We start from the raw sequence: 25,099 nt of genomic DNA, 5'->3' as shown, positions 1-25,099 counted from the left end.
TAGAATTGGTTAAGCTATAGCCCCATATATTTAAACCGTAATATGACTAATAAGGAGGAGATATACGTGGAGCAAAAGGAATTACGTTTACGGAGAGTTCAATACCTTATTTGTGACATTATGGATGAAATGAACGCTGAAAGTGAGAAGAAAAACTTAGAAATACTGCAGCAAGTAATCGATCATCTTTCAGGTGCGATAGGTGATTTAGTCGATCCATCAAGCTCGTATTCTATTGATTATTTGGAAAGAAAAGTTCACACGGCGCATTATTTACTGTTTAAAAATGAGCGAAAGGCATATTTGTGTAGGAAATGATATTTTTTACACTTCATTGATAATTATTATCAATGAAGGGATTGTGTTGCGTATATTCATATGGAAGCAGCTGATACATACGATGTTAATTTTAAAACTTATAAAGAGCAAACAAATGAAAATATGAAACTACTAAAAAATGTGCTGCTTAAAAAAATTATTGGGGTGCGAAGTATGTTAATAGTTTAATTCAAGAAAATATTTCAGTTGGAGCAGATAAGGGCTGGGTTCCAGATGAAGCGGTAAGCCGCGCGGAAGCAGTACAATAACATAATATATTTTATCAGTAGATATTGATTCGGGGGATAAGGATGATTGTGTTACGAAAAAATGAATATTGTATATTTTTACCTAAAAGAAATGAAAAGTTTGCTGTTCACATAAAAAACCGAACCACCATCTAAATAGCGGTTCGGTTTTTTTATTTTTTCTCTACTAACTTTTTATTCTTCCAATCTAGTGTGAATGATTTATTAAATGTTTTTTGATCAACGTCTTTTACGTTGTTTCCAAACCAGTTTGCAGTTCCGAATGTGAAGCCTGGACGAAGTTGGTAGTCGTCAGCGTGTTTTGTATAAGCGACTTGTAAGTTAGATTGGTCTGTATTCTTTTCAGAGATAACAACAGCAATCATACCAGGTGAGAAACCGCTATTTGTTAGTGCTGGAAGTTGATCCATCGGTATTAAATTACCTTTTGCATCAGATTCATATAGGTATGTGCGAGAGTACATGAACAGTTGGTTTCCATATAAAGAATGGTAGGAATCACGTGTGTAAATACCCCAGTTTTGGTTGTTATATCCGTTAAAGAATACGTTCCATTTTACGTTTTTATTTGTTTGGTCAATTAAGTTTGTTTTATAACTTGTTTGTTTATAGCTTACAGAGTCAGACCAAGTGATTTGACCAGTTGCGCCAGCTTCAGCGCTAGGCCCATTTGGTGTTGCAGAAGCTTTAACAGAACCACCAAGTTGATAAGATACGCTAGAGGTTACAGTTGTTTCTTCTACAGCGTTTGTAGGTGCTACGTTAAAGAAGCGAGCGCTGTTATCTTGAAGATTAAATGCAATATCATATTGTGAAGGATAGCGTAATGTTGCACTAGCGCCAGGGATTGGGTAGTTATCAATAGGCGCACTACTTATAGTAGGATTTGCTTTTAGAAAACTACCAGTTGTATTAATAACAGCAATCTGTTTATCGGCACTTGGATCATCAATAAAAGTTACCTTTAAAGACATTGTCATATTATCAGTTTGATCATTATTAAATGTATTATAGCTTGTATGTGTTTTGGCATTTTGCCCGATATCTGTTACAACTTGTGATGTCGTTTGAGCGTAAGCAGCCGGTGTTGAAAGGGTTAAAGCGCTACTAGCAAAAACAGCGGATAATGCTAAGCATTTTAAATATGTTTTAGAACGTTTCATGCAATCAATTCCTTTTATTTTTTGTCGATATATGTCATATTTCGTTTGTATCGTAATATGAAAATAAAACGGAAGGGATGCATATGCAGAATTGCATAGTTGAGTTTTGGATAATGAAATTTTATGAATCCTTATCAAGAGAATCGCCGCTGTATTGTTTATATATTCCTCTCCATCAACTCCCCAACCTGCGTCGCAACATACTCAACATCATTATCAATTTCATCCAATACGTAAGATTCCAAAATGCCCATGACAGCTGTTCCTAAAAATTTTAAAACGATGTGTGTATCAATGTTTTTATTTACTGACGTATTTGTGTTTAATTTTTTTTCTAGTTCCCCCATGATAAATGTTAGGAACTTTTTCTGAAATGATAATGTGCTGTTGCTTCTAAATAACGATGCGAAAAATGGCTTGTGTTCTTTGAAGTATTCAAACCATATGACAGTTCCTTCTATATAGCCTTTTGTTTGTTTTATATCGCATATTTCTCTTAATTGATTTAAATGGTCGTCTACAATTTTGTCTAATAAATTGTATTTATCTAGGTAGTGTAGGTAGAAAGTTTTTCTTCCGATGTTCGCTTTTTCTGTAATGTTTTTTACTGTAATTTCGTCAAAGCCATCTTCAATTAACATTTCAATAAATGCGGATTGAATGGCGTTTTGTGATTTTATAATTCTTCTATCGATTTTCTCCATATGATGTTCCTCCGTTATTGATACATATATTTCGTTATGTGTGTATTATCACCCAAATGCGTAAATGTGGTCATTGAAACAAGTGGTTGCTCGCTTTATTATAAATATACACGTGAGTATTAACTCTCACAAGTGTAAATTAAAAATAAAGTAAGGGTGGTTTTATAAGTTTCTATAATGAAAATCTGTAAAAGTAGTTTTGTTTTGAATTGCACCTCTAATTGTTAGATTTGCATCTAGCAGTTAGAGGTTTTTATTGTGAAGATTGCTGTGCTTAATATTTACGTTAAACGTGCATAACAAGATATAATAGAAGAAATCAAGAAGGAGGCTCGCTGTGAAAAATCTTCGTTATCTCAATATATTTACGATATTAATTATATACACACTACTTATGTTTTACATCGGCTGGAACGGATGGGTTTGGCTTCATGCAGTATTCGGCTGGCAATCTTGGGGATATTACGCTTTCGTAGTCGGATTTATTTCATATGCATACATTCTCGTACAAGTGTTTAAGTTTTTGCCATTTCTACGAACGATAGGTTCAATTTGGTTTGCGGTCATACAATATGCGCTTATGTTATTGCCGTTAGCAAATATTACAGTCTTTCTTTTACAGTTTTCAGTGGAGAAAGAAGCGGCAATTATTTGGACAGGAACGGCTGTGTTAGTTGCATTTATCTTTATTTTTGCGTATGGAGTATTCAACGCATATAGCCCAGTAGTAAGAAAATACGAGGTGCACATACCGAAAAAAGTAGAGGGACGTAAAAGCTTACGCATTGCGATGGCTTCTGATATGCATTTCGGTAAATTATCTGGCGTTTCGCATTTAAAAAGGCTTGTCCGTCATGTAAAGGAGATGGAGCCCGATATTATTTTACTGCCAGGTGATATTATAGATGATCATCCAGGTGTGTTCATTCAAAAAAATATGGGATCAATTATGAAACAAATGAAAGCTCCACTAGGCGTATATGGTGTGTTAGGAAACCACGAATATTACGGACGAGCAGTTCCAGAGTTTTTACAAGAGATGGATAAGATCGATATTCGTATTCTGTTAGATGAAGTGATTACAATTGAAGATCAGTTTTATCTCGTTGGAAGAAGAGATAAAACTGAGCGAGATCGCCAAAGCTTTGAAAAACTTATGAGTACAGTGGATAAATCCATGCCAGTTATCGCAATGGATCACCAACCATTTGAATTAAAACAAGCAGCGGATGCTGGTGTAGATTTACTATTATCCGGTCACACGCACCGTGGACAAATGGCGCCGAATCATATTGTAACGAGAAGAATGTACGAACTAGACTGGGGATACGTACAAAAAGGTGCATTCCACGCTATTGTTTCTTCTGGTTTCGGATTTTGGGGACCACCGCTTAGACTTGGAAGTAGGTCGGAGATTGTACAGGTGGAGGTTACGTTTGAATAGGATTAAAAAATAGAGAGCTGATGGCTCTCTATTTTTTTCAATAAAAACAAATAACAATAAATATCTCTGTTGGTGCTAATTTCATAAAAGAGGTACGATTATAAGACATGGCTGAAATAAAGGGGGATTATAAGTGATCATATCAGATGTACTATACGGAGAATTTGAAGTGGATCAAGTGTTAGAAGAATTAATTTTAAGTAAGTCTGTGCAAAGACTGAAAGGAATTCATCAAGCAGGAGCAAGTTACTTAATGAATGAGAAATGGAATGTAACACGTTTTGATCATTCAGTTGGTGTTATGTTGTTAATAAAAAAACTCGGTGGTTCAGTAGAAGAGCAAATGGCAGGTTTACTGCACGACGTATCACATACTGCTTTTTCTCATGTGATTGATTACGTTTTTGATAATAGAAATGAAAGTTATCATGAAGAGATATTTAGTTCTGTCGTGAAAAACTCAGAAATTCCAGCGATCCTTGCGAAGTATGGCTATAACTATGAAGATATTTTGTTAGATGATTCGAAGTGGAAGTTACTGGAAAGGTCAGCGCCCGAATTATGCGCAGATCGAGTGGATTATACATTGAGAGATATGTATACATATGGATATATTTCTTTGGAAGAAGCTCAAGATTTTTTAGATGATTTAATCCCAGTTGATGGAAAGATGGTTCTTCAAAATATCGAAATGGCTGAATGGTTTACAGAAACGTATTACAAAGAAGTAATCGATTTCTTTATGAAGCCAATGAATATATACGGAAACGACATGTTAGCGAAAACGCTAAAGTTAGCTCTTCATAAAAAGATTATTCATGCAGATGACTTTCTTCTTGAAGATGATGAGCTTATTTCGAAATTGCAGCAATGTAATGATCCAGAAGTACATGCTTTATTAAGCAAAGTTCATCCGAATGTAAACGTAAAAGAAGATAGAAACAATTATGATTTGTATCAGAAAAATAAAGTCCGTCTCATTGATCCTCCATTATTTCGTGAAGGTGAAGTTGTTCCATCGTCTGCTGTGTCGGAAAAAATAAGACAGATGAGCGAGATTGCTTATGAAAAAGCGGTGAGAGGGATGTATGTGAAAGTGATTTCGGATTAAAAAGGAGAGCATATCTTTGCTCTCCTTTTCCTCATTAATAATCAAACCAATTCCAAACCTCAATATCTCCAAGAGTCGCATAACGAACGTGCGACGAGTTTTGTAGTTTTAATAACTCTTTCGATGGACCAGTAATGACCATGCCGTATACTTTGACACCGTTATCTTTTACATACTGATAGCGCTTATCTAAGTTCAGCTCTTTTTCAGGAGTCCAAGTCGTTTTACTTACAGTTTCTTTATTTATAGAAAGAATGCGCATCATTTCGATTACTTTATCTTCTTTTGTGTGTAGTTTTTTTGTTTCATCTTCAGGAAGATCTATATGTTCTCGAAATCCGATAATCTCTCCGCTATGCAAGATAAAATCTTCTTCATTTATTCTTTCTTGTCCTGTGTCTAAAGCGTACCATACAGGAGTTGGCGGCATTTCTTGTACTTCAAATGCGCTATATAGAATGGATTCTATTTCTTGTAACGTGTAAGGTTTGTCAAACGATATGGCTAATTCTGCAACGGTGCCTTCATGTATTTTTCCAAGTGTATCCCAAACTTTTTTAGATGATTCTTTCAAAGAAGCATCTTCCTTGATTTTTGGATGAACAAAGGAAAGTTTTTTTGAATAGGTTCTGTTTTCCCAAGATTGATTTGTGACAGTTACAGATGATAAGAAACTACTCATTGTTACTGTACCAATTGGAAATTCTTTTTTGCCGATTGTTTTATATAAATTCATTTCAGTTTCTGTACGGAAGAAGGGTTTAACCTTCGTATTTCCTCCAGCGGAACGACTATTCGGCATTGTTGCTTCTAGTGCGAGTGCTGGAATCTCATCCACTTTCCGGAAGTTTTCCATTTCGTTCGAATAGAAGTAAAAAGAAGATGCAAAATGACCAACAAAATAGATTGCTATACAAACAGCAAGGACAAAACTAAAGGTTTGCCAACGCTGTTTCCATTTTATTTTCCAAAACGGGACTTTCAGATTTTGTGGTGGTAGTCTTTTCTTTATCGGTTCACTTTTTGAAAGCAACTCATCTAAGTAAGCTTCACATTCTTCACATGTCTCAATATGACTTTCTAATTGCTCTTGTTCATCATGCGTGAGCGTTCCGTTTTCGTACTTCTCCCATAGTTTTTTTAATTCTGTACAACCCATCTCTATCACTCCTTTACGCTTTTCGTTTCTTTTCGTCCCCGGTGTAATTCAATTTTCACTTTTGCTAGTGAGAGACCGATCATCTCTGCTATTTCCTTATATGAGAATCCGTAGTAATCTCGTAGTAGTAACACATTTCGTCTTTCAAGGGGAAGAGAAGATAAACTGTCTAACCAACTAGCAATCTCATGTTTTACAAAATAAGAGTGCTCTGTACTTGGTACGTTTGGTAAATGGAATTCTGTAACCTCTGTTGTTTTATATCTTTTTTCTTTTCGATACCAATCGATAAAGGCGTTGTAGGCAATTGTAAATAACCACGGCCTAATTTCTTCTCCTTTATAATAGTCAATATGGACGAGCATTCGGTAAAATGTTTCTTGCATGAGATCTTCAGCACAGTGAGAATCTCCGGTTAGGGAGAGAAGATAGCGAAATAAATCATGCATATGCTCGGAGTAAATGTTTTCTAATGATTGTTTATGTTTCACTACATTTCCCTCCCTTCATACATAACAACGAAATACATATAAAAAAGTTACAATCTTTTATGGAATTATAGTAAAAAACGTCAAGAATTGGATAGAATTCTCTTTTATCATAATACATATAAGGCGGGTGAACAGAGATGGAAAGCTATGAAACACAAATTCAAAGGTCAATTGATTATATTGAAGAAGATGTAATGGAAAAACAAACGCTGCGTAATTTAGCACGTATTGCAGGTTTTTCTGAGTCACATTTTCATCGTGTATTTCAGGCATTAGTAGGTGATACAGTAATGGAGTATGTTCGAAAGAGGAGGTTAGCCCGGGCAGCTTATCAACTTTCTCATACGGATGAAAAAGTTATTGATATCGCATTTGAGCATGGCTTTCAATCTCACGAAACGTTCACGAGAGCCTTTAAAAAAATATTTCAAATGACACCGAGTGAATATCGAAAACAAGAAATTGAAACACCGATGTATTACAGCGTAAATGTAAAGCAAAGAAAATTAAATCCGTATTTAGGAGGCATACAAATGGAATATCGTATTGTAAATAAACCAGAATTTTTAGTGGCGGGTTATGAGCTGAAGACGACAAGTAAAGAAGGGAAAAACCATCAAGACATCCCAGCATTTTGGCAAGAATATTTACAGAAAGATCTTGGAACGACAATTCCGAATCGTAAAGATACGAGCCAATGGGTAGAGCTTGGATTATGTACTGATTTTAATTTAGAAACAGGGGACTTCACTTATATAATTGGAATGGAAGTTACAGGATTTGAAAATGTACCAAATGGAGTTGCGAAGCGTACTTTCCCAGCAGCGACATATGCTGTATTTACAACGCCGAAAGTCCCTCATGAAGAAATGGTATCGTCTATTCACCAAACGTGGAATGCTGTATTCTCAGAATGGTTCCCGCATTCAGGATACGAACATTGCGGCGTTAATGAATTTGAACTATACGATGAGCGTTCGCATGCAGATAAAAGTGAGTTCGCTCAAATTGAACTTTGGATACCGGTGAAGAAGAAGTAATAGGATAAGAGCGAATCATTGGGAGATGGTTCGCTTTTTTATAAAGGGGGAAATGGGACAATGTTCAAAAAACTAGAATGTGTATCTATACATACGAAGAATATAGAAAGATCAGTTTCTTTCTATAAAGAAATGGGAATGAAGCAAAACTGGGTTATAGAAAGAGAATTAGAAGAAGGGGTTATTTGGACGTTAATAGGATTGAAGTTTCCAGATGAGAAAAGTTCGGAGTTAGTAATAAGCAATCATCCAGATATTAATTTTATGGAAGTCGAAGTATTAGTAGAAGATGTGCAACAAACGTATGATAGTTTAAAAGATAATAAAGATGTGAAATGGATTCGCGAACCATTTCCAACAGAATCAGGGCATGTTGCAGTAATGGAAGCACCTGATGAGAATGTGTTTGTGTTAGTAGGGAAATAGCTAAAATATGGAGATGACCTTTCATAGTGAGTTGTGAAAGGTTATTTTTACCCCGCTTTAATGGGCAGTAAGAACCCCACCTCGTTGAAAATCACAAAAACTATAGCTAGAGAAGGTATAGTTATGGGATTTAAGAAATTAACGACAAAAAAGCGCAAAAAGAAGACCACCCGTCTGCCTGCGAAGCGTGGGAAGTCTTCTAAGCGCAAATAAGCTTTAGTTGCAGTGACAGGGTGTTGGAAGCACCTCGTCTACTTCATTTTATGCAAAACTTAGTTAGTTTATATTTCTATTTATAGTATAACAGTTTAGAAATGTAGTTGTTACTAGTTTTATTTTTACTTTGTATAGTAGGAGAAGTAGACTGGTATTGTTGGTTTTTGTCGACAAATCGATATATTTGAAAAACCGCTGAATTCTCCTAGAAAAGAAAAAAGAAAAGACGCCACATAGCGTCTTTTCTACGAATGAAATGGGAACACAAGTATAATCGTTGTTCCTTTTCCAAGTTCGCTATCAATAGAAATCGTTCCGTTATGAGCATGAACGAGCTGTTTCGTAATAGCGAGGCCAAGTCCAGTTCCGATGTTGCTTTCTTCTGTATTTGTTCCTCTGTAATAGCGCTCAAAGAGAAGCTCTTTCGTTTTGTCATCCATTCCTTTTCCATTATCTGAAATAGAGAGTGTAAATGAAGTAGCGTTTTGGGAAAGTTTTACGCTGACATTTGTCGTTTCATTATTATGTTTTACAGCGTTTACGAGTAAGTTTTCGATAATACGCTGGAACCATTTTTCTTCAATGAAATATTGAATTTTGTTTGAGCTCGGTACGAATTCAATATTTTGATTTTGAAGTGTCGGGTTATTAATAAATTGTAATAATACTTTTTGAACGAATTGATTCATTTCAATGTTTACGTGCTGCGCAGGAAGACTGTTATTTTTTAATTGATACGTTAAGCTTAAGTCATCAATTAATGTCGTCATATATTGCGATTTCTCTTTCATAACGCTGCCGAATTGTTGAATGTCGCGATCAGTCCAGTTGTACTGCTGTGATTCTAGTAATAATGCGTAGCCATACATAGAACTTAGTGGCGTTTTTAAATCATGTGTGAGACCGGTAATCCATTCTTCACGTGTTTGCTGCAGTACTTGCCTCATCGCATCATTTTTTTTGAGTGTAATAGAAAGGTGCTCTAGTGAATTTGTCACATCACTAAATAAGCGGAATGACCATTTTTCTTTACCAGATCGCCGGAACCTGACAGGTTTCCCTTTTTTACTAACAGGTTCTTCGTACTTTCCACCAGCGATGTTTTTAAGCCAGCGCATCGCATGGAGTAACGGTTTTCCAAATTTATTACCGTACCAAATAGAAAGAATGACTAAATAAACAAATACGATAAGAAGGATTAACCCGCATCCGATTAGAAACTTTTTAGCAAATACATCGTCTATTTCATCATCTGGGTAGTAGTGCTCATTTTTTGCAGTTATAACGAGAAGGTGATTGCTATTTGTATCGTAAAAGCTAGACGTGTTTTCTTTATGATTCCACGGTTCCTTTTCGCTAAGAGCAGCTTGTATGGCAGAAAACGTTTTTTTCTTTTCATTTGGATAGGAGAATACTTCTTCGCCGATACTATTAAAGATTTGAAGCGTTGCTTTTTCTTTAGAAAGTAACTGTTTTTCTTCTTCTGTTAATGTGAACGTATCCGTAGATACAGAAGGGTGCTCTTTCTGTATTGTTTTCAGTAATACATTGCTTTTTACCGTACCGCCGTAAATAACAAGTACGTTCTTTTCTTCCAATTCAATTTCCCAATATGTAAACGTATAAGGGCTTTCTATGTGATTCTGTATATAAGAGAATAATGATGTTTCCGTATAAGATGTTGGCACGTCACTAGGCGTATTAAAGTGATAGAGAACTTTTCCGTCTTTCTCTACAACTTGAATCCAATCATTTTTCTCTTTAATTAAGTCTTTTACTTCAGCCTTTAACGAAATATCGCCATCTTCTGAAGAGATATATCTGGAAATCGTAAAATTATCAGAATCTGGAATGTTCGGTTCGTATGAAGTACTCGTAACAAGAAAAAATAAATAAGTGAAAGCCGCTACTACAGCAATCAGTAATGTAACTAAAACAAATACGTGTTGCATGATAAACTGGATAATAAGTCGTTTATTAAAGTTCATATCGTCACCCTACTTTGTAATGAACTTATAGCCAAGTCCGCGAACGGTTTTTATATATTCTGGTTTACTTGGGTCTTGTTCAATTTTTTCACGTAGTTTTCGAATGTGGACCATAACGGTATTGTCATCGCCATTGTAGGCAGGTGCTCCCCAAACTTTTTCGTATATTTCTTCTTTCGAAAATACGTAGTTCGGATTCTCGCAAAAGAAGAGTAATAGCTGAAATAGCTGGGCGGAACATTCGACAACATGTCCACCTACTGTAAGTTCTGCGGAATATCGATCAATTTCAAATCTGCCAAATGAACTGGAGTGTGCTTTTTGTTCGTTGGGTACTGCTTGTTTCATATGTCTACGGAGTTGTGCTTTCATACGAGCTACTACTTCAAGTGGATTAAATGGCTTCGTAATATAATCATCTGCACCATGTGAAAATCCAGATATTTTATCTACATCAGATGTTTTAGCTGTGAGGAAGAAGATAGGGCAATCTGTTTTCTGGCGAATGATTGGACAAATATCAAAACCAGATTGTCCAGGAAGCATGACATCTAAAATAATCAAATCGTAATCGTTTTGCTGCGTGAGAGATAACGCTATTTCAGCTGATGTTGCAGTTGTAATATGAGAAAAACCTTCTTTTTCAAGAATGGTAGTTAGTAATTGTAAAATTGCTGTTTCATCATCAACGAGCAAAATATTTGCTTCATACATAAAAATCCCTCCTAATTTCCTCGAATATCATATCATCTTTCGGTAACTTATGGAATTTTTAAGGGAATTTTAAGGTTTTCTTTCTCAAAAAATTAAGAATCAAATGATATGATAAAAGTAACATAGGGGAGGAGATGAGTGTGAATCCGTTTCAAACGATGCGAGTTAGGTATTTTTTAATTGTATTTGCACTATTAACTTTAGTTGCAAGGGTCAGTAATGAATTGATAGAAAATACATTTCATATGCAAAATTCTACTTTTATAAATATTCTTATATTCTATATCCTTCCGATTACATGGATTTTTTTTGAGTATAGAAAACACCGTGTTTCATTTTCATTATTTATTAATAAAAATGAAACATTTAACCTGGTGCAAGTTTTATACATTGCACTTATGTTAGCCGTGTTTAGTTATGGATATCTTATTTTGTACATGTATAGTTTTGCATGGATTACACCCGAATTTATTATGAACGCGTTACGTGAACCGGTTATTGATAGCACAGGGGGATATGTATATCAAATTATTATGGTCGTGTTCATCGCACCAATTATTGGTGAATTTGTTTTTCGCGGATTTTTACTGCAACGCTTTGCAGCAAAATGGGGAACGAGTATAGCGATCATTGTAGTAGCGATGTTGTTTGCGTTGTTACATGTTGACTTCTTGGGCGCAGTAGTATTTAGCGTTGTACTATCAATCGTATATATTCGTACGAATAGTTTACTTATGCCAATTGCTATTCACATGTTAAACAATGCATTTGTAATCGGCGTTTCTTTTCTAGTAAATAAAGAAGAGATAATAAGTCTTGCAGATTTCTCAAATTATACGACGTTCTTTCCAGGACTTATTATTTTTATAACAGGATTAAACTTAGTACTCATCTTTTTATTTGTTAACCGCAAATATTGGAGTAAAGAAATGCCAGCTATAGATGTAGAGCAGGAAAAGAGTTTTTCAGACGTAGTGGGGAGTAAATGAGATGAAGAAGACGATTGAAAAAATATTGAAAGACATTATAGATGCTACGTCTATTACAGATATGTGTGATAAAAGCGTTTGTCATTGGGTGCAACCTGTAGTAGATACGATTGTGTTTCCAGAGTATTACTTATTTTCTAGTACTCATTTAAAAGAAAATATTATTTCTCTTCTTATTGTGTTAGGGGTTTTATTAATATTTGGTCTAATTGTAGAAGAAATGATGAAGCGCATCTTCAGAAGAAATGAAGAGAAGTATATGTGGGTTCATAAAATATTCGAGAAAGTAATAGTGGCTTTCCTTTTGTTTTATAGTATGAAAACAATTATTTACTTTATAGCTTTGAAACATCATTAATTCTAAATTTGAAAGGGATGTATAAAATTATATGAATGAAACAATATCATCAAATAAGTTTTTTTATTTGATTTTGCTTAGTATTGTGCTGATAACGACAGTCAATGTTATTCTTCGCTGGGAGGAAGCTTATTTCTTTATGTATTTAGCACTCCATTTGTTAGGAATATTATGTATAAGCGGCGGAATAGTTGCTGAAAAAAAGAGTGAAGAAAGCGTTAATTATATGTGTGTGACCGGTCTTATTTTACTTTTAGCTGTACAAGGTATTATGAAATATAGTTCTTTTTCTTTACAAGATTTTAGTTTGTTAGTGGATGTACTTCCTTAAGGAGGAACGTTATGTTATCTAAGAAGCAAATAGGATACGTACTAGTTTTAATTGGATTTTTTACGCTTATTGTAACGACTTTATTTTTTCAAGACTATGAATATATACGCTATATAAAAGGAGCTGGTTTAATATGCTGGGTTGTAAGTACGTTTCTTATCCCAGAGTATGAACCGAAGAAAGTGTCTAAAGGTAGGTAAAACTCTTCTATTTGTAGAAGAGTTTTTTTATGTAAATAAAAGGATCTCGAGCAATTCGCGTAATAAGCTTGTTCTAATTTAGCATGTACGAACTTACAATAATAATAGACAGGCAGCATAGAGGAGGGAATAGCGTGAGGAAGGTTATTGGGTGGTCGCTTTTTTTGTACGTTGGGTTTGCATTGCTTATATATTGGTATTTATTTGGATGGAATCATGAACTTATTCCGGACATGTATAAAGGAACGAGTGCAGATCCAGAAACGTTTATGAATGCAAGAGAGCTTACGCTAAGCCAAGATTATTCGCGCGTGAAAAATTTACTGTACTTTTTAGCGGCGCCTCTGGAATGGATTATATTATTATTTGTACTTGTGCTCGGTGTTTCGAAAAAGTTTGAGAAATGGTCGAAGGAAACGACGAAAATAAGTGTCCTGCAAGTTGCGATTTATTTTTTTTATTTATCACTACTCACAACAGTTCTTGCTCTGCCGATGCAATGGATTGGCAGAAAAGTGTCCGTTGATTACGGCATTTCAACGCAAAGTACACAAAGCTGGATAAAAGATCACGTTATCGGTTTTTGGGAGAGTTATGCGACGATGCTAATCGTAGTTACCGTTCTGTTATGGCTTATCCGTAAATTCCCGAAGAGATGGTGGCTAGCAGGGTGGGCACTCTCTGTTCCATTTACAATCTTTTTAACATTTATACAGCCGGTCGTTATTGATCCACTTTATAATGACTTCTCGACGCTGAAAAATAAAGAATTAGAAACGAAGATTTTAGCGATAGCAGAAAAAGCTGATATTCCAGCTAAACATGTATATGAAGTAAATATGTCGGAAAAAACGAATGCATTAAATGCATATGTAACAGGAATTGGCCCTAACGCTCGTATTGTAATGTGGGATACAACGCTTAAGCAATTAAAAGATAAAGAGATTTTATTTATAATGGCCCATGAAATGGGGCATTATGTTATGAAACATATATATTGGGGCGTTGCGAGTTATGTGTTGCTATCGTTTATAGGGATGTATCTCATTAGCCGTATTATAAATATGTGTATTCGAAAATGGGGAGGTACGCTGCAAATTTCAAAAGTAGCATGTTTTTCAATTTTACCTTTATTTTTCTTAATTTCTTCTGTACTCTCTTTTGCATCACAACCAGCAACAAACTATGTTTCTCGTATAGAAGAGCGAGCGGCAGATCAATATGCTTTAGATATGACGAAGGACGGGAAATCTGGTGTAAAAACGTTTCAATATTTATCAAAAACGAGTTTAAGCCAAGTAAATCCGCCTGCGTTAGTGAAGTTTTTCCTATACACACATCCACCAATTTTCGAAAGAATTCATACGTTTGAACAATATGAGAAACAAAGCAAAAAGAAGTAGCTATTATGCTACTTCTTTCTTTATAGAGATATAAGTTTGATATTGGGAATATTTATCATTGCTTTTTATTGTGATTTTGTAAATAATAAGCTATAAAATTCTAAAAATCTATATATAAAGGAATAAAGGTGGAAAAATGTATTTTTTACAAAATTTAAAAGTGAAATATAAATTATTATCGCTTATTTCATTAGCAGTTTTAGGTATGGTAATTATGAGCTGTGTAGCAATTAATTCTATTAACAAGATTAAGCATGATACAGAGGTTGTAGTAGATGATTATCAACATTCTGTAGTTTTATTAGAAGGAATGCTTCGTACACAAAATTCACTAGAGTATAACTTACTAGAATTAATTACAGCGTCACCAAATGAGGGGACAAATAAAGAGGGGATTATTGGTAATATTGAAAAGGATCTTGAAAAATATGATTCTTTATTAAAAGAATATGATGATGGCTTCAATTTAAGTAAGCAAGAGGATGAGCTGTTTCAGAAGATGAAGGAATCTTTGCCAAGTTATATGGAGACATATAAGAAGTTGTTTGATAAAGCGAAGGTAACAAATGAATCTCAAATGGTAAACGAATTTCATAAGGAATTAAAACCGAAGGGAGTAGAGTTAGCTAGTTATGCTGTAAATCTAGAAGCGTATGTTTCAAATTTAGCTGACCAAGTATTTAAAGATTCTCAAAAAATGATAGATCGGTCCGTTATTACTTTTATCATTCTTGTAGTAGTTACTACAATCGTTATATGTATAGTAAGTTATATTATTAGCAAGCTTATAGTTGCTCCTTTACAAACGGTTAGTCGTATGATGGAAAGAGCAAAAGAAGGAGATTTAACTGTACATGGTGAGTATAATGCTAAGGATGAATTAGGTGTATTAGTAAGTGATTTTAACGAAATGATTGCAGGGCTAAGAACAAATATGCAAGAAGTAGAGAATAATATTCAGCTTTTATTCCAACATGCAGACGGAGTAGTATCTGCATCGGAAGTATCTAGTGGTGCAGCGAAGAAAATCACTATAGATATTGAAGAAGTTGCAAATGGTGCAGAGGGCCAAATGCAGGCAATGGAGCAAACTGCGGGTGCGATGGAAGAGTTGACACAAGGAATGCAGAGTATAGTGAATACATCATCCTCTGTAAATGAATTGTCTGCTCAATCAGCATTAGATGCAGAGAGTGGTAACAAATTAATGAAACAAATGATTCAACAGATGGATACAATCCAAAATTCAGTACATAACGGTGTGAAACAAGTAGAGACTATGAAAGAACAATCAGAAGAAATTGTTAAAATCATTGATGTTATGCAAGGTATTACCTCTCAAATTAACTTATTAGCATTAAACGCCGCAATTGAGGCTGCTCGTGCTGGGGAAAGTGGTAGAGGATTTGCAATTGTGGCAGATGAAGTAAGAAAATTAGCAGAACAATCTAGTGATTCTGCTAAACAAATTGAGAAGCTTATTACTCAAGTTATGGGAACAACGAACCATACGGTACATATGATGGGGAAAGTAGATAATGAGGTACAGGCAGGTACACAAGTAGTAATGCATACAGAAAAAGTATTTGGAAAAATTACAGAAAAAGTACAGCAAGTATCTGAGCAAATTCAAACGGTATCTATGTCTACAGATGAAATTGCAGCGAGTAGTGAAGAGATTTCGGCTTCTGCAGAAGACATGGCTCAAATATCCCAAAGATCATCTGACCGCACTGATAGGGTAAAAGAGTCTATTCAACAGCAAGAAAAATCTGTTCAAGAGATCTCGGTTTCAATTGAACATATGCATAATGCAGCAGGGGGATTAAAACAAATAGTTGCCCAATTTACTCTTCAAAAGTAGTAGTATATTTAAGTTTCAATATAGAAAAATTCCACTCAATAAATAAAAAAATCATCCTATATAACAAAGGATGATTTTTTTATGGGAATTTTGTTTAGTTATCACTTAATATATTCTAATTTTTTACAATTTTCCGATTGTAATATATAATAATACGTAATGTTTTGGAGATTTTTCATTTGTAAAAGATAGTTTATAGGAGGAGAGAAAGGGTGTTCAATAAAAAATCAATGCCGGCTATAAAAATGATCCTTTCGATGTCTATTTTCGGATCAATTGGATTTTTTTCTACTCAAACAGGTTTACCGTCTTTTGAATTAGTATTCGTTCGTTGCATTTGTGCAACTATATTTTTAGCATTGTGTTGGCTCGTAACAGGACAGTATAAAAGTGAGAAATGGAATAAAAAAGAAGTAATGCAAATATTAGCATGCGGCGTATTTCTCGTTTTTAACTGGGTATTTTTATTTAAAGCGTTTGAAGTTATGTCGATTACAATTGCGATTTCAGTGTACCATCTTGCACCCATTATCGTATTAATGATTGGTAGTATTGTATTTAAAGAGAGACTTACAGTATTTGCGGTTATGTCCATTGTCATTTGTTTTATCGGTACCGTTTTAGTAGCTGGAGTAGACGGTAGTATGTCGTTAGAGAAATTAATGTCATCTGGAATGGTATGGGCACTTCTTGCAGCGTCATTTTATGCTTTTACCACTTTATTAGGAAAAGGAATTCAGCATACGAGCGCATATGCGATGACATTTTTACAAACGTTTTTAGGTATATTTTTATTGCTACCATTCGTAGATTTTGGCAAGTTTCAAGGGTTAACAGAGATGAACTGGATGATGATTACAGCAACAGGACTTATACATACGGGATTTGTATATTACTTATTTTTTGACAGTTTAAGAGGTTTATCGACGAGATTAATTTCTGTATTAGTGTTTTTAGATCCTGCGGTTGCAATATTATTAGATACAGTCTTTACCGGGTTTAGACCGACTAGTATGCAAGTAGTAGGGATTGTTCTTATATTTGTAGGAATGGCATTTACTTTTCGCAAGGGAACAGAGAAGGATTTATCGATGAAGGAAAGTGCTACTTTGTAATTTGAATAAAATGATATTGAAAAGACGCATATATATACTATTTGCGTCTTTTTGTGTCAATAAAGTGAAATTTAAAAATGTAAAGGAGTTCACAAAGAGATTGTAGAATTTTTAATATATAGTACCTTAGATGTGAAAGCTTCCTTTTTGAAATAAGAAAGAAGGAGGTATAAAGCAGAGAGGTAGTCGAAATGGTTCTTCTAGAAGATTTGCATTTTATCTTACATTCACCAACAAATTAATACTCCTGAAATAATGAAGTTCATTTTATTTGAAAATACTTCATATGTAGTATGGATAACTTCGTATTATCTATTATTTTTCTATTTAACATAAAATAGAAATAGGGAGAGAGGACAATGAAGAAAAAATATTGGGTGTAATGATGATTGCGACAATGGTAGGCGGTATATTTGCAGGGACGAATGTGGCCCCTGTAAAAGCGGAAGAATATCCGGAAATGATCGTATTTGATGATGTTCCATACGGATTTTGGGCATATGATGCTATTTTAGATTTAGCTTATAATAAAATTATAGTTGGATACGGAAATGGAAAGTATGGTGTTGGAGACCTTACAACACGTGAACAAGTTGCAGCTTTAATTTATCGTGTATTTGATATAGAAGAACAAGAGGAATATGAAAACCCATATGGGGATATCGATGAAAACTCAACAAACTTTATTGAAGAGATATTAGCTTTAACGGAACTAGAAATTTTTATGGGAGACGAGCATGGAAACTTTAGACCGAAAGCAACGTTAACTCGTGCGGAAATGGCGCAAGTGCTTACGAATGCTTTTGATTTACAGGCGAAGGGATCTCATACGTTTAATGATGTTTCAGCAAATTCATGGGCAACAAATGCAATTAGTGCAATTCAAACAAATGGTATTACGGTGGGAATCGGAGATAATAAATTCGGCCCATCCATGAAAGTAAAAGAGAGCAATACGCACAGTTTTTATACAAAGCAATTTTGCATGATATGGAACAAGGACAGCAATAAGGTTTAACTAGTAAATTGATATTTGAAAAATAATACAAAAAGGTCATTGTTGTATAACAGTGGCCTTTTTTGTATGGGATAAAGCGCGAAAGAAAGGTATTTTGAAAAAAAACGAAATGAATTTTCAAAAAAAACTTCCTTTTCTGAAGATTTGTTATATAATATAAAACATAAAATCAAATCTGTTATAAAACAGTTTAAGAAGGGGATGCTAATATGTCGACGCAAACTTCACGGGTTACATTGCCCGGAGAAATGTTACCAGCGTACAACGAAATATTGACACCTGAGGCGCTTAGTTTTTTAAAGGAACTACATGAAAATTTTAATAAGCGCCGCATAGAACTTTTACAAAAGCGTGCGGAGAAACAAAAGAGAATTGATGCAGGAGAGTTTCCGAAGTTTTTAGAAGAAACAAAGCGCATACGTGAAGCGGATTGGACAATTGCTCAATTGCCAAAAGATTTAGAGGATCGCCGCGTAGAGATTACTGGACCAGTGGATAGAAAGATGGTTATTAACGCTTTAAATTCAGGAGCGCATCTTTTTATGGCAGATTTCGAAGATTCGAATTCACCAACTTGGGAAAATGCGATTGAAGGTCAAATAAATTTACGAGATGCAGTGCAGGGAACGATTTCACATAAAAATGAAAATGGAAAAGAATATCGTTTAAATAGTAAAACAGCAGTATTAATTGTGCGTCCAAGAGGATGGCATTTAGAAGAAAAACATATGCAAGTTGATGGGAAGAATATGTCTGGTAGCTTAGTAGATTTCGGACTTTATTTTTTCCATAATGCGAAAGCTCTCTTAGCAAAAGGAAGCGGTCCATACTTTTACTTACCGAAAATGGAAAGCCATTTAGAAGCAAGGTTATGGAATGATGTTTTCGTATTTGCTCAAAAATATATCGGTATTCCAAACGGAACAATTAAAGCGACGGTGTTACTGGAAACGATTCACGCTTCGTTTGAAATGGATGAAATTTTGTATGAGCTTAAAGATCATTCTGCTGGGTTAAATTGCGGAAGATGGGATTATATTTTCAGCTTTCTAAAGAGTTTCCGTAATCATAATAAATTTTTACTTCCAGATAGAGCGCAAGTCACGATGACGGCGCCGTTTATGCGCGCGTATTCTTTGAAAGTCATTCAAACGTGTCACCGCCGTAATGCACCAGCTATTGGAGGAATGGCAGCACAAATTCCAATTAAAAACAATCCAGAAGCGAATGAAGCAGCTTTCGAAAAAGTGCGTGCAGATAAAGAGCGCGAAGCTTTAGACGGTCATGACGGGACTTGGGTTGCCCATCCGGGACTTGTACCAGTCGCGACGGAAGTATTTAATCACATTATGAAAACACCGAATCAAATTTTTAGAAAACGTGAAGAAATACATGTTACAGAAAAGGATTTATTAGAAGTACCAGTGGGAACGATTACAGAAGAGGGGCTTCGCCTAAATATTAACGTAGGCATTCAATATATCGCATCTTGGTTAAGCGGACGGGGAGCGGCACCAATTTATAACTTAATGGAAGATGCGGCAACAGCGGAAATTTCTAGGGCACAAGTATGGCAATGGATCCGCCATGAAGGTGGAAAGCTAAATGACGGCCGTAATATTACGCTTGAATTGATGGAAGAGCTAAAAGAAGAAGAACTAGCAAAAATAGAAAGAGAGATTGGTAAGGAAGCCTTTAAGAAAGGGAGATTCCAAGAGGCGACAACGTTGTTTACAAATCTCGTTCGGAATGATGAATTCGTACCATTTTTAACATTACCGGGTTATGAAATTTTATAAAAAATGAAAAGGGGATGGAACAAATGAAAAACGAAAGAATCGAGGAATTACAAGAGAGTTGGGAACTAGATACGCGCTGGAAAGGGATTACACGCCCATATTCGGCAGAAGATGTAATTCGCTTGCGCGGGTCAATTGATATTGAACATACATTAGCGCGCCGCGGTGCTGAAAAGCTTTGGTCATCGCTTCATACGGAAGATTATATTAACGCACTTGGCGCATTAACAGGAAACCAAGCGATGCAACAAGTGAAAGCTGGGCTAAAAGCAATTTATTTAAGTGGATGGCAAGTCGCTGCGGATGCGAACCTTTCTGGACATATGTATCCAGACCAAAGTCTATATCCAGCGAACAGCGTACCTGCTGTAGTGAAACGAATTAATCAAACACTTCAACGTGCGGATCAAATTCAGCATATGGAAGGAAGCGATGATACAGATTATTTCGTACCGATTGTAGCAGATGCAGAAGCAGGATTTGGCGGACAACTAAACGTATTTGAACTGATGAAAGGTATGATTGAAGCGGGTGCATCAGGTGTGCACTTTGAAGATCAATTATCTTCAGAGAAAAAATGCGGCCATTTAGGCGGAAAAGTATTATTACCAACGCAAACAGCGGTGCGTAATTTAATCTCGGCACGCCTTGCAGCAGACGTAATGGGAGTGCCGACAATTATTGTTGCAAGAACAGACGCGGATGCAGCAGATTTAATTACGAGCGATATCGATCCAGTTGATAAAGCATTTATTACAGGTGAAAGAACTCCAGAAGGATTTTACCGTACGAAAGCAGGTCTTGATCAAGCAATTGCACGTGGTTTAGCATACGCTCCTTATGCAGATCTCGTTTGGTGCGAAACATCTGAACCAAATTTAGAAGATGCAAAACGATTTGCGGATGCAATTCATAAAGAGCATCCAGGGAAATTGCTTGCATATAACTGTTCACCTTCATTTAACTGGAAACAAAAATTAGATGAAAAAACAATTGCAAGCTTCCAAAAAGAAATCGCATCTTACGGTTATAAGTTCCAGTTCGTAACACTAGCTGGATTCCACTCGTTAAACTACGGCATGTTTGAATTAGCACGTGGCTATAAAGAGCGCGGCATGGCAGCGTACTCTGAACTGCAACAAGCAGAATTCGCAGCAGAAAAACACGGCTACTCTGCAACTCGTCATCAACGCGAAGTAGGAACAGGTTACTTTGATGAAGTAGCACAAGTTATTACAGGCGGTACTTCATCAACGACAGCGTTAAAAGGTTCTACAGAGGAAGCACAGTTTACGAAATAAAAGGAAGGGGCACCTTTTTAAAGGGTGCCCTTGTTATTTTCGGAACGATTTTTCACATATATCGATTTACCGACAAAAAAGAAGATATTATCAAATCCACTCAGCTCTATGATCGCGAATAAACTTCATATCTTTCTCATAATGCTCTAAATGTCCTTCATCAATCATTTTTTGGAAATTCAAGTCGCCTTCTTGTGCTTTTCTTTTCATATATGTACATAATGCTTCTAATCGTAGTAACACTATTCCTAAGTAATCTTCGTCCATATGTTTACCGTAGGACTGGACAAACAATTTCACTCTTTCTTTCATACGGCTAGCATGTTGTGCCGATTCATAATGAACTGCCTCACCCGATTCTGTATAATACACTCTACTTAAAGGTACACAAGTATAAAGCGTATAAGCGATATCCCAAATTCTCGGACCAGGAGCAGCAACATCGAAATCAATAATACCTACTGGTTTCTCGTCATGAAAAATAATGTTATATATAGCAAAATCGTTATGGCAAATAACCTCAATGTTATTTGGAGTAAGATCCATCGGTTGCCATTCATCTGATAAGGGAAAGTCACTTACCGCATCATGATAAAGGCGGAGCATCTTTGCTATTTCCTTTAAAACATCATTAGATCGCATATATTCTTTTAAAGGATAATTCCCAGCGTCTCCTTCAATAAAGGATAAAATCTCTCTATCTTTTTCATCTACACCTAAAAACTTTGGAGCATGATGAAACCCTTTGTTTTCTAAGTGCTGTAATAATGTATGAATTTTTGCACTACCTGGCTTTAATTCTCGCCGAACAGTATTTTCAGAACGATACACATTTGATACATTTCCCCCTGTAAGCTTTTCTTCGTTGGTGTAGTTTGACATATAATCCCCTCCAATATAACGACTGTACGATTATATTGTAACACTTCAGAACAAGGGATGTAATCGTATTCAAATGATGTTTGTGTTCACTTCATAGTGAAATCCGCACATACTAAAATCAATTATTTACGAATGTATAATCAATTTAATTTGTCAGTTATTTTCAAAAAAGATTGTACATTTCATTTTAAGTATGCTATGATGAAGTCAGTTGAATAGTTAAATTAAGCAATCCATATATTATCAAGTGCCGAAAAACGAACGAGAAAAAGTATGTGAGAACTAGTTTATGTTTCGTGTTTGATAATGTGTGGATTCTTTTTTTATACAGGAAGACTAAAATAAATTGTGTTTTCTTTAGGAGGAAATAATTATGGCAGTAACAGGACAAGTAAAATGGTTTAACAACGAAAAAGGATTCGGTTTCATCGAAGTTCCAGGCGAAAACGATGTATTCGTACATTTCTCTGCAATCGAAACTGAAGGTTTCAAATCTCTAGAAGAAGGTCAAAAAGTTAGCTTCGAAATCGAAGATGGTAACCGTGGACCTCAAGCTAAAAACGTAATCAAACTATAATTTTATAGTTCATTATGGAAAAAGGATGGCTGCTGCCATCCTTTTTTTTGTTGTAATATACGAGCATAATGATTATATTTGGGGGAAAAGTATACAAATGAAGTCATACTCGATGTTCGTAGTGGGAATAAAGAAGATCTACACAATACGATTGAAGAAATCTCATTCGCCCGTTTTAGATGAATAAGAAAAAATAGTCGGTTTTTTTGAGGACGAAGAAGAGTAAAAGGCTTTCCAAAATGGAAGGCCTTTTACTCTTCTTTTCCAATCTTTTTCTTCTCACGTTTCTTACATTCAGAGCATTTCGATTTACGGAAAGGCTTTGCGAAGAATAGTAGAATGAAAAACAAACCGAATATAATACTAGCTGAATTTTTCACGATCACAATGCTACTATTTTTCATTTGAATCGTTGGTTGCATTTCTTTTTCTTCCATAGTGGACCTCCATATATTGGATTTTTCTTTTAATTATAGCAAAGTTAATTGTCGTAATGATGCGAAATGAGGAAGCAGTTGTAAATATTTATTGGTAGTATAAATACATTTTATATAGGTTTTTATTACAAAAACACTATATTGTTATTTTATAATTTAAAAGATGTTTGATAAATGATAAAGTATTGTAAAAAAGCGGAATCTGTAAGCCATTTCCTTTTCATAGATGCTAAAATTATATATGCAGCTGCTAATATAAATGGAAAAAAGGAGACAGTAGAATATGGAAAGTAAAGTAGAACGCTATGTCGAAAACTATGTGGTAAATAAAAATACAATGGCCTTACTTCCTGTTATTCTAAGTGAGAAGAAAATTGTTACACGAGTTGTTGAGATGGAAGATTCTTTTTTCGTATTTCAAAGGCCCCTAGATATTATAGAAAGAAGTTGCCGCAAGCATGGCTCTAGTTTCTTAGGCAGAAAAGAAGGAACGAAAGAGTTAACTCATATTACACATAAAGCACCGATTGCGATTAGTCCAGCAGATCAACTTTATTTTTTTCCTACTTATTCTTACTCTAGAAAAGAGTGCGCTTGGTTGTCTCATTTTTATATTGAAAGTAATAAAGAGTTAAAAGATGGAAATGTTATTGTTAGATTTATAAATGGATTTGCTGTGAAATTAGAAATATCAAAAAGCAGTTTTGAAAATCAACTAAATCGTACAGCGAAATTGCGTACTGAATATGAAGATCGTAGAAAAAAACAAGGAAACCTTTGTTTTAAAGAGATTGATAAAACTCAAGAATCTCGATTAAAACCAGCATACGAGAAAGTATATTTTGTGAAAGAAGAGGAAGTTTAAGAGGATGGGGAAAAATCCCCATCTTTTTTATTTGTCAGTTTTTATCGGTAAGTCGATATATTTGAGAAATCCCCGATATAATTTCACCTACTGAGGAATTTGTCAACAAAACAAAAGTGTCACTTCTAAAACCGCGAAACGTCCTGTCGAATATTGATAGATTATCATAGCGTAATAATGAAGGAATTCTAATGAAAGATATGGAAACTTAATAATTACATCTCCATATGTCGTATCTACCATTTCCTCTTTCATATAAGCAATGATACAGTAGAGGTAGTACTTAGAGTAAAGGGGTAAAGTGTAGAATGGATTTTCAGACAATCAAAGAGTATTTTTCACCAGAAAATATGGATCATATTGTTGAAAGCTATAAAGCGTTCGGACCACTTCTTGGTATTGGTTTACCGATGATAGAAGCGTTGATTCCGGCATTGCCACTCATCGTATTTGTACTGGCAAATGCTGTTGCATTTGGATTTTGGCTCGGTTTTCTTTATTCTTGGCTTGGATCAGTAATGGGCGCCTTACTTGTCTTTTTCATTATCCGCCATTTTGGCCGAAGTCGTTTCTTTTCTTTTGTAAATAAGCATGAGAGAGTACGAAAGGCAATGGGGTGGATTGAAAGGAAAGGGTTTGCGCCAATTTTCGTCATATTTTGTTTTCCGTTTACACCGTCTGCGCTTATAAATGTTGTCGCTGGTTTATCTCGCATTAGTGTAAAACAGTTCGGGCTTGCGCTTGCGTTCGGAAAGCTTGTGATGATTTTTATTTTAACGTATATCGGTCATGATTTAATGTCATTTATTCATAATCCGGTGAAATCAGTCATTGTAGCAATTGGTATTTTTATTTTATGGTATGTCGGTAAGAAAATCGAAGTAAAGTTAGAACTACATTAAGAATAGTCTTCTTTA

25 protein-coding genes and 3 pseudogenes are annotated in these 25,099 nt (G+C 35.1%); 20 read left to right on the top strand and 8 right to left on the bottom strand.

Annotated features, from left to right (window positions below):
* Positions 1 to 66 precede the first annotated feature (66 nt).
* Positions 67 to 318 (top strand): hypothetical protein, encoded by a 252-nt coding sequence (locus DN389_RS10255; protein ID WP_000435468.1) that lies wholly within the window; start codon positions 67 to 69, stop codon positions 316 to 318.
* Positions 319 to 417: 99 nt separating this feature from the next.
* Positions 418 to 587: pseudogene (locus tag DN389_RS10250) on the top strand (S-layer protein); the annotation flags it as partial.
* Between the two features lie 152 nt (positions 588 to 739).
* On the opposite strand, the gene cytK2 reads toward DN389_RS10250, so the two are convergent.
* Together cytK2 and DN389_RS10240 are read right to left on the bottom strand one after the other, a co-directional pair.
* Positions 740 to 1,750 carry a beta-channel forming cytolysin CytK2 gene (gene cytK2, locus DN389_RS10245; protein ID WP_149237071.1) on the bottom strand — a complete coding sequence of 337 codons (1,011 nt, stop codon included), beginning with the start codon at positions 1,748 to 1,750 and terminating at the stop codon, positions 740 to 742.
* A 158-nt stretch (positions 1,751 to 1,908) separates the two neighbouring features.
* Positions 1,909 to 2,454, bottom strand: coding sequence for a TetR/AcrR family transcriptional regulator (locus DN389_RS10240; RefSeq protein ID WP_149237070.1), 546 nt, complete (start codon positions 2,452 to 2,454; stop codon positions 1,909 to 1,911).
* Positions 2,455 to 2,791: 337 nt separating this feature from the next.
* On the opposite strand from DN389_RS10240, the gene DN389_RS10235 reads away from it, so the two are divergent.
* Both DN389_RS10235 and DN389_RS10230 read left to right on the top strand, forming a co-directional pair.
* Entirely contained in the window at positions 2,792 to 3,898 is a 1,107-nt protein-coding gene (locus DN389_RS10235) for a metallophosphoesterase (protein ID WP_149237069.1), read from the top strand.
* A gap of 133 nt (positions 3,899 to 4,031) precedes the next feature.
* Entirely contained in the window at positions 4,032 to 5,009 is a 978-nt protein-coding gene (locus tag DN389_RS10230; protein WP_149237068.1) for an HD domain-containing protein, read from the top strand.
* A 34-nt stretch (positions 5,010 to 5,043) separates the two neighbouring features.
* On the opposite strand, the gene DN389_RS10225 is transcribed toward DN389_RS10230, so the two are convergent.
* Together DN389_RS10225 and DN389_RS10220 are read right to left on the bottom strand one after the other, a co-directional pair.
* On the bottom strand, positions 5,044 to 6,168 hold the full coding sequence (locus DN389_RS10225; RefSeq protein WP_149237067.1) for an anti-sigma factor: 1,125 nt from the start codon (positions 6,166 to 6,168) through the stop codon (positions 5,044 to 5,046).
* Between the two features lie 5 nt (positions 6,169 to 6,173).
* Positions 6,174 to 6,659 carry an RNA polymerase sigma factor gene (locus DN389_RS10220; protein ID WP_098189627.1) on the bottom strand — a complete coding sequence of 162 codons (486 nt, stop codon included), beginning with the start codon at positions 6,657 to 6,659 and terminating at the stop codon, positions 6,174 to 6,176.
* 137 nt (positions 6,660 to 6,796) lie between these two features.
* On the opposite strand from DN389_RS10220, the gene DN389_RS10210 reads away from it, so the two are divergent.
* Complete coding sequence (locus tag DN389_RS10210; RefSeq protein WP_046956984.1) at positions 6,797 to 7,699, top strand: AraC family transcriptional regulator; 903 nt, start codon at positions 6,797 to 6,799, stop codon at positions 7,697 to 7,699.
* A gap of 60 nt (positions 7,700 to 7,759) precedes the next feature.
* Positions 7,760 to 8,125 carry a VOC family protein gene (locus tag DN389_RS10205; protein ID WP_088121600.1) on the top strand — a complete coding sequence of 122 codons (366 nt, stop codon included), beginning with the start codon at positions 7,760 to 7,762 and terminating at the stop codon, positions 8,123 to 8,125.
* Positions 8,126 to 8,586: 461 nt separating this feature from the next.
* Here DN389_RS10205 and DN389_RS10195 read toward each other — a convergent pair whose 3' ends face one another.
* Both DN389_RS10195 and DN389_RS10190 read right to left on the bottom strand, forming a co-directional pair.
* Positions 8,587 to 10,329 (bottom strand): sensor histidine kinase, encoded by a 1,743-nt coding sequence (locus tag DN389_RS10195; RefSeq protein WP_149237066.1) that lies wholly within the window; start codon positions 10,327 to 10,329, stop codon positions 8,587 to 8,589.
* Positions 10,330 to 10,338: 9 nt separating this feature from the next.
* A complete protein-coding gene (locus DN389_RS10190; RefSeq protein ID WP_075310558.1) occupies positions 10,339 to 11,043 on the bottom strand; it encodes a response regulator transcription factor in 705 nt (234 codons plus the stop codon).
* Between the two features lie 140 nt (positions 11,044 to 11,183).
* Here DN389_RS10190 and DN389_RS10185 point away from each other — a divergent pair, with 140 nt between their 5' ends.
* From DN389_RS10185 to aceA, 11 genes and pseudogenes are all read left to right on the top strand, one after another.
* Complete coding sequence (locus DN389_RS10185) at positions 11,184 to 12,032, top strand: CPBP family intramembrane glutamic endopeptidase (protein WP_179955888.1); 849 nt, start codon at positions 11,184 to 11,186, stop codon at positions 12,030 to 12,032.
* Between the two features lies 1 nt (position 12,033).
* Positions 12,034 to 12,390: a hypothetical protein gene (locus DN389_RS10180; RefSeq protein ID WP_149237065.1), complete on the top strand. Its 357-nt coding sequence runs from the start codon at positions 12,034 to 12,036 to the stop codon at positions 12,388 to 12,390.
* 31 nt (positions 12,391 to 12,421) lie between these two features.
* On the top strand, positions 12,422 to 12,721 hold the full coding sequence (locus tag DN389_RS10175) for a hypothetical protein (protein WP_001006046.1): 300 nt from the start codon (positions 12,422 to 12,424) through the stop codon (positions 12,719 to 12,721).
* A gap of 11 nt (positions 12,722 to 12,732) precedes the next feature.
* Positions 12,733 to 12,921, top strand: coding sequence for a hypothetical protein (locus tag DN389_RS10170; RefSeq protein ID WP_016088942.1), 189 nt, complete (start codon positions 12,733 to 12,735; stop codon positions 12,919 to 12,921).
* Between the two features lie 134 nt (positions 12,922 to 13,055).
* Complete coding sequence (locus tag DN389_RS10165) at positions 13,056 to 14,324, top strand: M48 family metallopeptidase (RefSeq protein ID WP_116867926.1); 1,269 nt, start codon at positions 13,056 to 13,058, stop codon at positions 14,322 to 14,324.
* Positions 14,325 to 14,460: 136 nt separating this feature from the next.
* Positions 14,461 to 15,240, top strand: a pseudogene (locus tag DN389_RS29320) (MCP four helix bundle domain-containing protein); the annotation flags it as partial.
* Positions 15,235 to 16,188 carry a methyl-accepting chemotaxis protein gene (locus tag DN389_RS29315; RefSeq protein WP_412678003.1) on the top strand — a complete coding sequence of 318 codons (954 nt, stop codon included), beginning with the start codon at positions 15,235 to 15,237 and terminating at the stop codon, positions 16,186 to 16,188. The pseudogene DN389_RS29320 and the gene DN389_RS29315, both read left to right, overlap by 6 nt.
* Before the next feature lie 212 nt (positions 16,189 to 16,400).
* The gene (locus DN389_RS10155; RefSeq protein ID WP_149237064.1) at positions 16,401 to 17,303 is read left to right on the top strand and encodes a DMT family transporter; all 903 of its coding nucleotides are present in this window, start codon (positions 16,401 to 16,403) and stop codon (positions 17,301 to 17,303) included.
* 433 nt (positions 17,304 to 17,736) lie between these two features.
* Positions 17,737 to 18,314, top strand: a pseudogene (locus tag DN389_RS10150) (S-layer homology domain-containing protein); the annotation flags it as partial.
* A 216-nt stretch (positions 18,315 to 18,530) separates the two neighbouring features.
* Positions 18,531 to 20,120: a malate synthase A gene (gene aceB / locus DN389_RS10145; protein ID WP_046958333.1), complete on the top strand. Its 1,590-nt coding sequence runs from the start codon at positions 18,531 to 18,533 to the stop codon at positions 20,118 to 20,120.
* Between the two features lie 23 nt (positions 20,121 to 20,143).
* Positions 20,144 to 21,421 carry an isocitrate lyase gene (aceA, locus tag DN389_RS10140; protein WP_149237063.1) on the top strand — a complete coding sequence of 426 codons (1,278 nt, stop codon included), beginning with the start codon at positions 20,144 to 20,146 and terminating at the stop codon, positions 21,419 to 21,421.
* Between the two features lie 90 nt (positions 21,422 to 21,511).
* Here aceA and DN389_RS10135 read toward each other — a convergent pair whose 3' ends face one another.
* Positions 21,512 to 22,303 (bottom strand): phosphotransferase, encoded by a 792-nt coding sequence (locus tag DN389_RS10135; protein WP_149237062.1) that lies wholly within the window; start codon positions 22,301 to 22,303, stop codon positions 21,512 to 21,514.
* A gap of 373 nt (positions 22,304 to 22,676) precedes the next feature.
* Here DN389_RS10135 and cspA point away from each other — a divergent pair, with 373 nt between their 5' ends.
* Entirely contained in the window at positions 22,677 to 22,880 is a 204-nt protein-coding gene (gene cspA, locus DN389_RS10130) for an RNA chaperone/antiterminator CspA (RefSeq protein ID WP_000301521.1), read from the top strand.
* A gap of 251 nt (positions 22,881 to 23,131) precedes the next feature.
* Here the strand turns inward: cspA and DN389_RS10125 are convergent, their stop codons facing one another.
* Positions 23,132 to 23,317, bottom strand: coding sequence for a hypothetical protein (locus DN389_RS10125; RefSeq protein ID WP_000391438.1), 186 nt, complete (start codon positions 23,315 to 23,317; stop codon positions 23,132 to 23,134).
* Between the two features lie 283 nt (positions 23,318 to 23,600).
* Here DN389_RS10125 and DN389_RS10120 point away from each other — a divergent pair, with 283 nt between their 5' ends.
* Both DN389_RS10120 and DN389_RS10110 read left to right on the top strand, forming a co-directional pair.
* Positions 23,601 to 24,182: a competence protein ComK gene (locus DN389_RS10120; protein ID WP_098189636.1), complete on the top strand. Its 582-nt coding sequence runs from the start codon at positions 23,601 to 23,603 to the stop codon at positions 24,180 to 24,182.
* Positions 24,183 to 24,490: 308 nt separating this feature from the next.
* Positions 24,491 to 25,084 (top strand): TVP38/TMEM64 family protein, encoded by a 594-nt coding sequence (locus DN389_RS10110; RefSeq protein ID WP_000347517.1) that lies wholly within the window; start codon positions 24,491 to 24,493, stop codon positions 25,082 to 25,084.
* Positions 25,085 to 25,099: the final 15 nt, after the last annotated feature.

The organism is Bacillus sp. AY3-1 (assembly GCF_008368785.1).
GTDB lineage: Bacteria > Bacillota > Bacilli > Bacillales > Bacillaceae_G > Bacillus_A > Bacillus_A wiedmannii.
The sequence above is the reverse complement of the archived record's forward strand: the minus strand, read 5'-3'. Positions and strand labels throughout refer to the sequence as shown.

What these genes read in the sequence shown, in the direction of transcription:
- cytK2 (WP_149237071.1), bottom strand. Translation starts at nt 1,750, where the DNA reads ATGAAACGTTCTAAAACATATTTAAAATGCTTAGCATTATCCGCTGTT.
- DN389_RS10170 (WP_016088942.1), top strand. Translation starts at nt 12,733, where the DNA reads ATGTTATCTAAGAAGCAAATAGGATACGTACTAGTTTTAATTGGATTT.
- aceA (WP_149237063.1), top strand. Translation starts at nt 20,144, where the DNA reads ATGAAAAACGAAAGAATCGAGGAATTACAAGAGAGTTGGGAACTAGAT.
- DN389_RS10175 (WP_001006046.1), top strand. Translation starts at nt 12,422, where the DNA reads ATGAATGAAACAATATCATCAAATAAGTTTTTTTATTTGATTTTGCTT.
- cspA (WP_000301521.1), top strand. Translation starts at nt 22,677, where the DNA reads ATGGCAGTAACAGGACAAGTAAAATGGTTTAACAACGAAAAAGGATTC.
- aceB (WP_046958333.1), top strand. Translation starts at nt 18,531, where the DNA reads ATGTCGACGCAAACTTCACGGGTTACATTGCCCGGAGAAATGTTACCA.
- DN389_RS10190 (WP_075310558.1), bottom strand. Translation starts at nt 11,043, where the DNA reads ATGTATGAAGCAAATATTTTGCTCGTTGATGATGAAACAGCAATTTTA.
- DN389_RS10135 (WP_149237062.1), bottom strand. Translation starts at nt 22,303, where the DNA reads ATGTCAAACTACACCAACGAAGAAAAGCTTACAGGGGGAAATGTATCA.
- DN389_RS10210 (WP_046956984.1), top strand. Translation starts at nt 6,797, where the DNA reads ATGGAAAGCTATGAAACACAAATTCAAAGGTCAATTGATTATATTGAA.
- DN389_RS29315 (WP_412678003.1), top strand. Translation starts at nt 15,235, where the DNA reads ATGATTGCAGGGCTAAGAACAAATATGCAAGAAGTAGAGAATAATATT.
- DN389_RS10125 (WP_000391438.1), bottom strand. Translation starts at nt 23,317, where the DNA reads ATGGAAGAAAAAGAAATGCAACCAACGATTCAAATGAAAAATAGTAGC.
- DN389_RS10225 (WP_149237067.1), bottom strand. Translation starts at nt 6,168, where the DNA reads ATGGGTTGTACAGAATTAAAAAAACTATGGGAGAAGTACGAAAACGGA.
- DN389_RS10120 (WP_098189636.1), top strand. Translation starts at nt 23,601, where the DNA reads ATGGAAAGTAAAGTAGAACGCTATGTCGAAAACTATGTGGTAAATAAA.
- DN389_RS10195 (WP_149237066.1), bottom strand. Translation starts at nt 10,329, where the DNA reads ATGAACTTTAATAAACGACTTATTATCCAGTTTATCATGCAACACGTA.
- DN389_RS10240 (WP_149237070.1), bottom strand. Translation starts at nt 2,454, where the DNA reads ATGGAGAAAATCGATAGAAGAATTATAAAATCACAAAACGCCATTCAA.
- DN389_RS10110 (WP_000347517.1), top strand. Translation starts at nt 24,491, where the DNA reads ATGGATTTTCAGACAATCAAAGAGTATTTTTCACCAGAAAATATGGAT.
- DN389_RS10205 (WP_088121600.1), top strand. Translation starts at nt 7,760, where the DNA reads ATGTTCAAAAAACTAGAATGTGTATCTATACATACGAAGAATATAGAA.
- DN389_RS10180 (WP_149237065.1), top strand. Translation starts at nt 12,034, where the DNA reads ATGAAGAAGACGATTGAAAAAATATTGAAAGACATTATAGATGCTACG.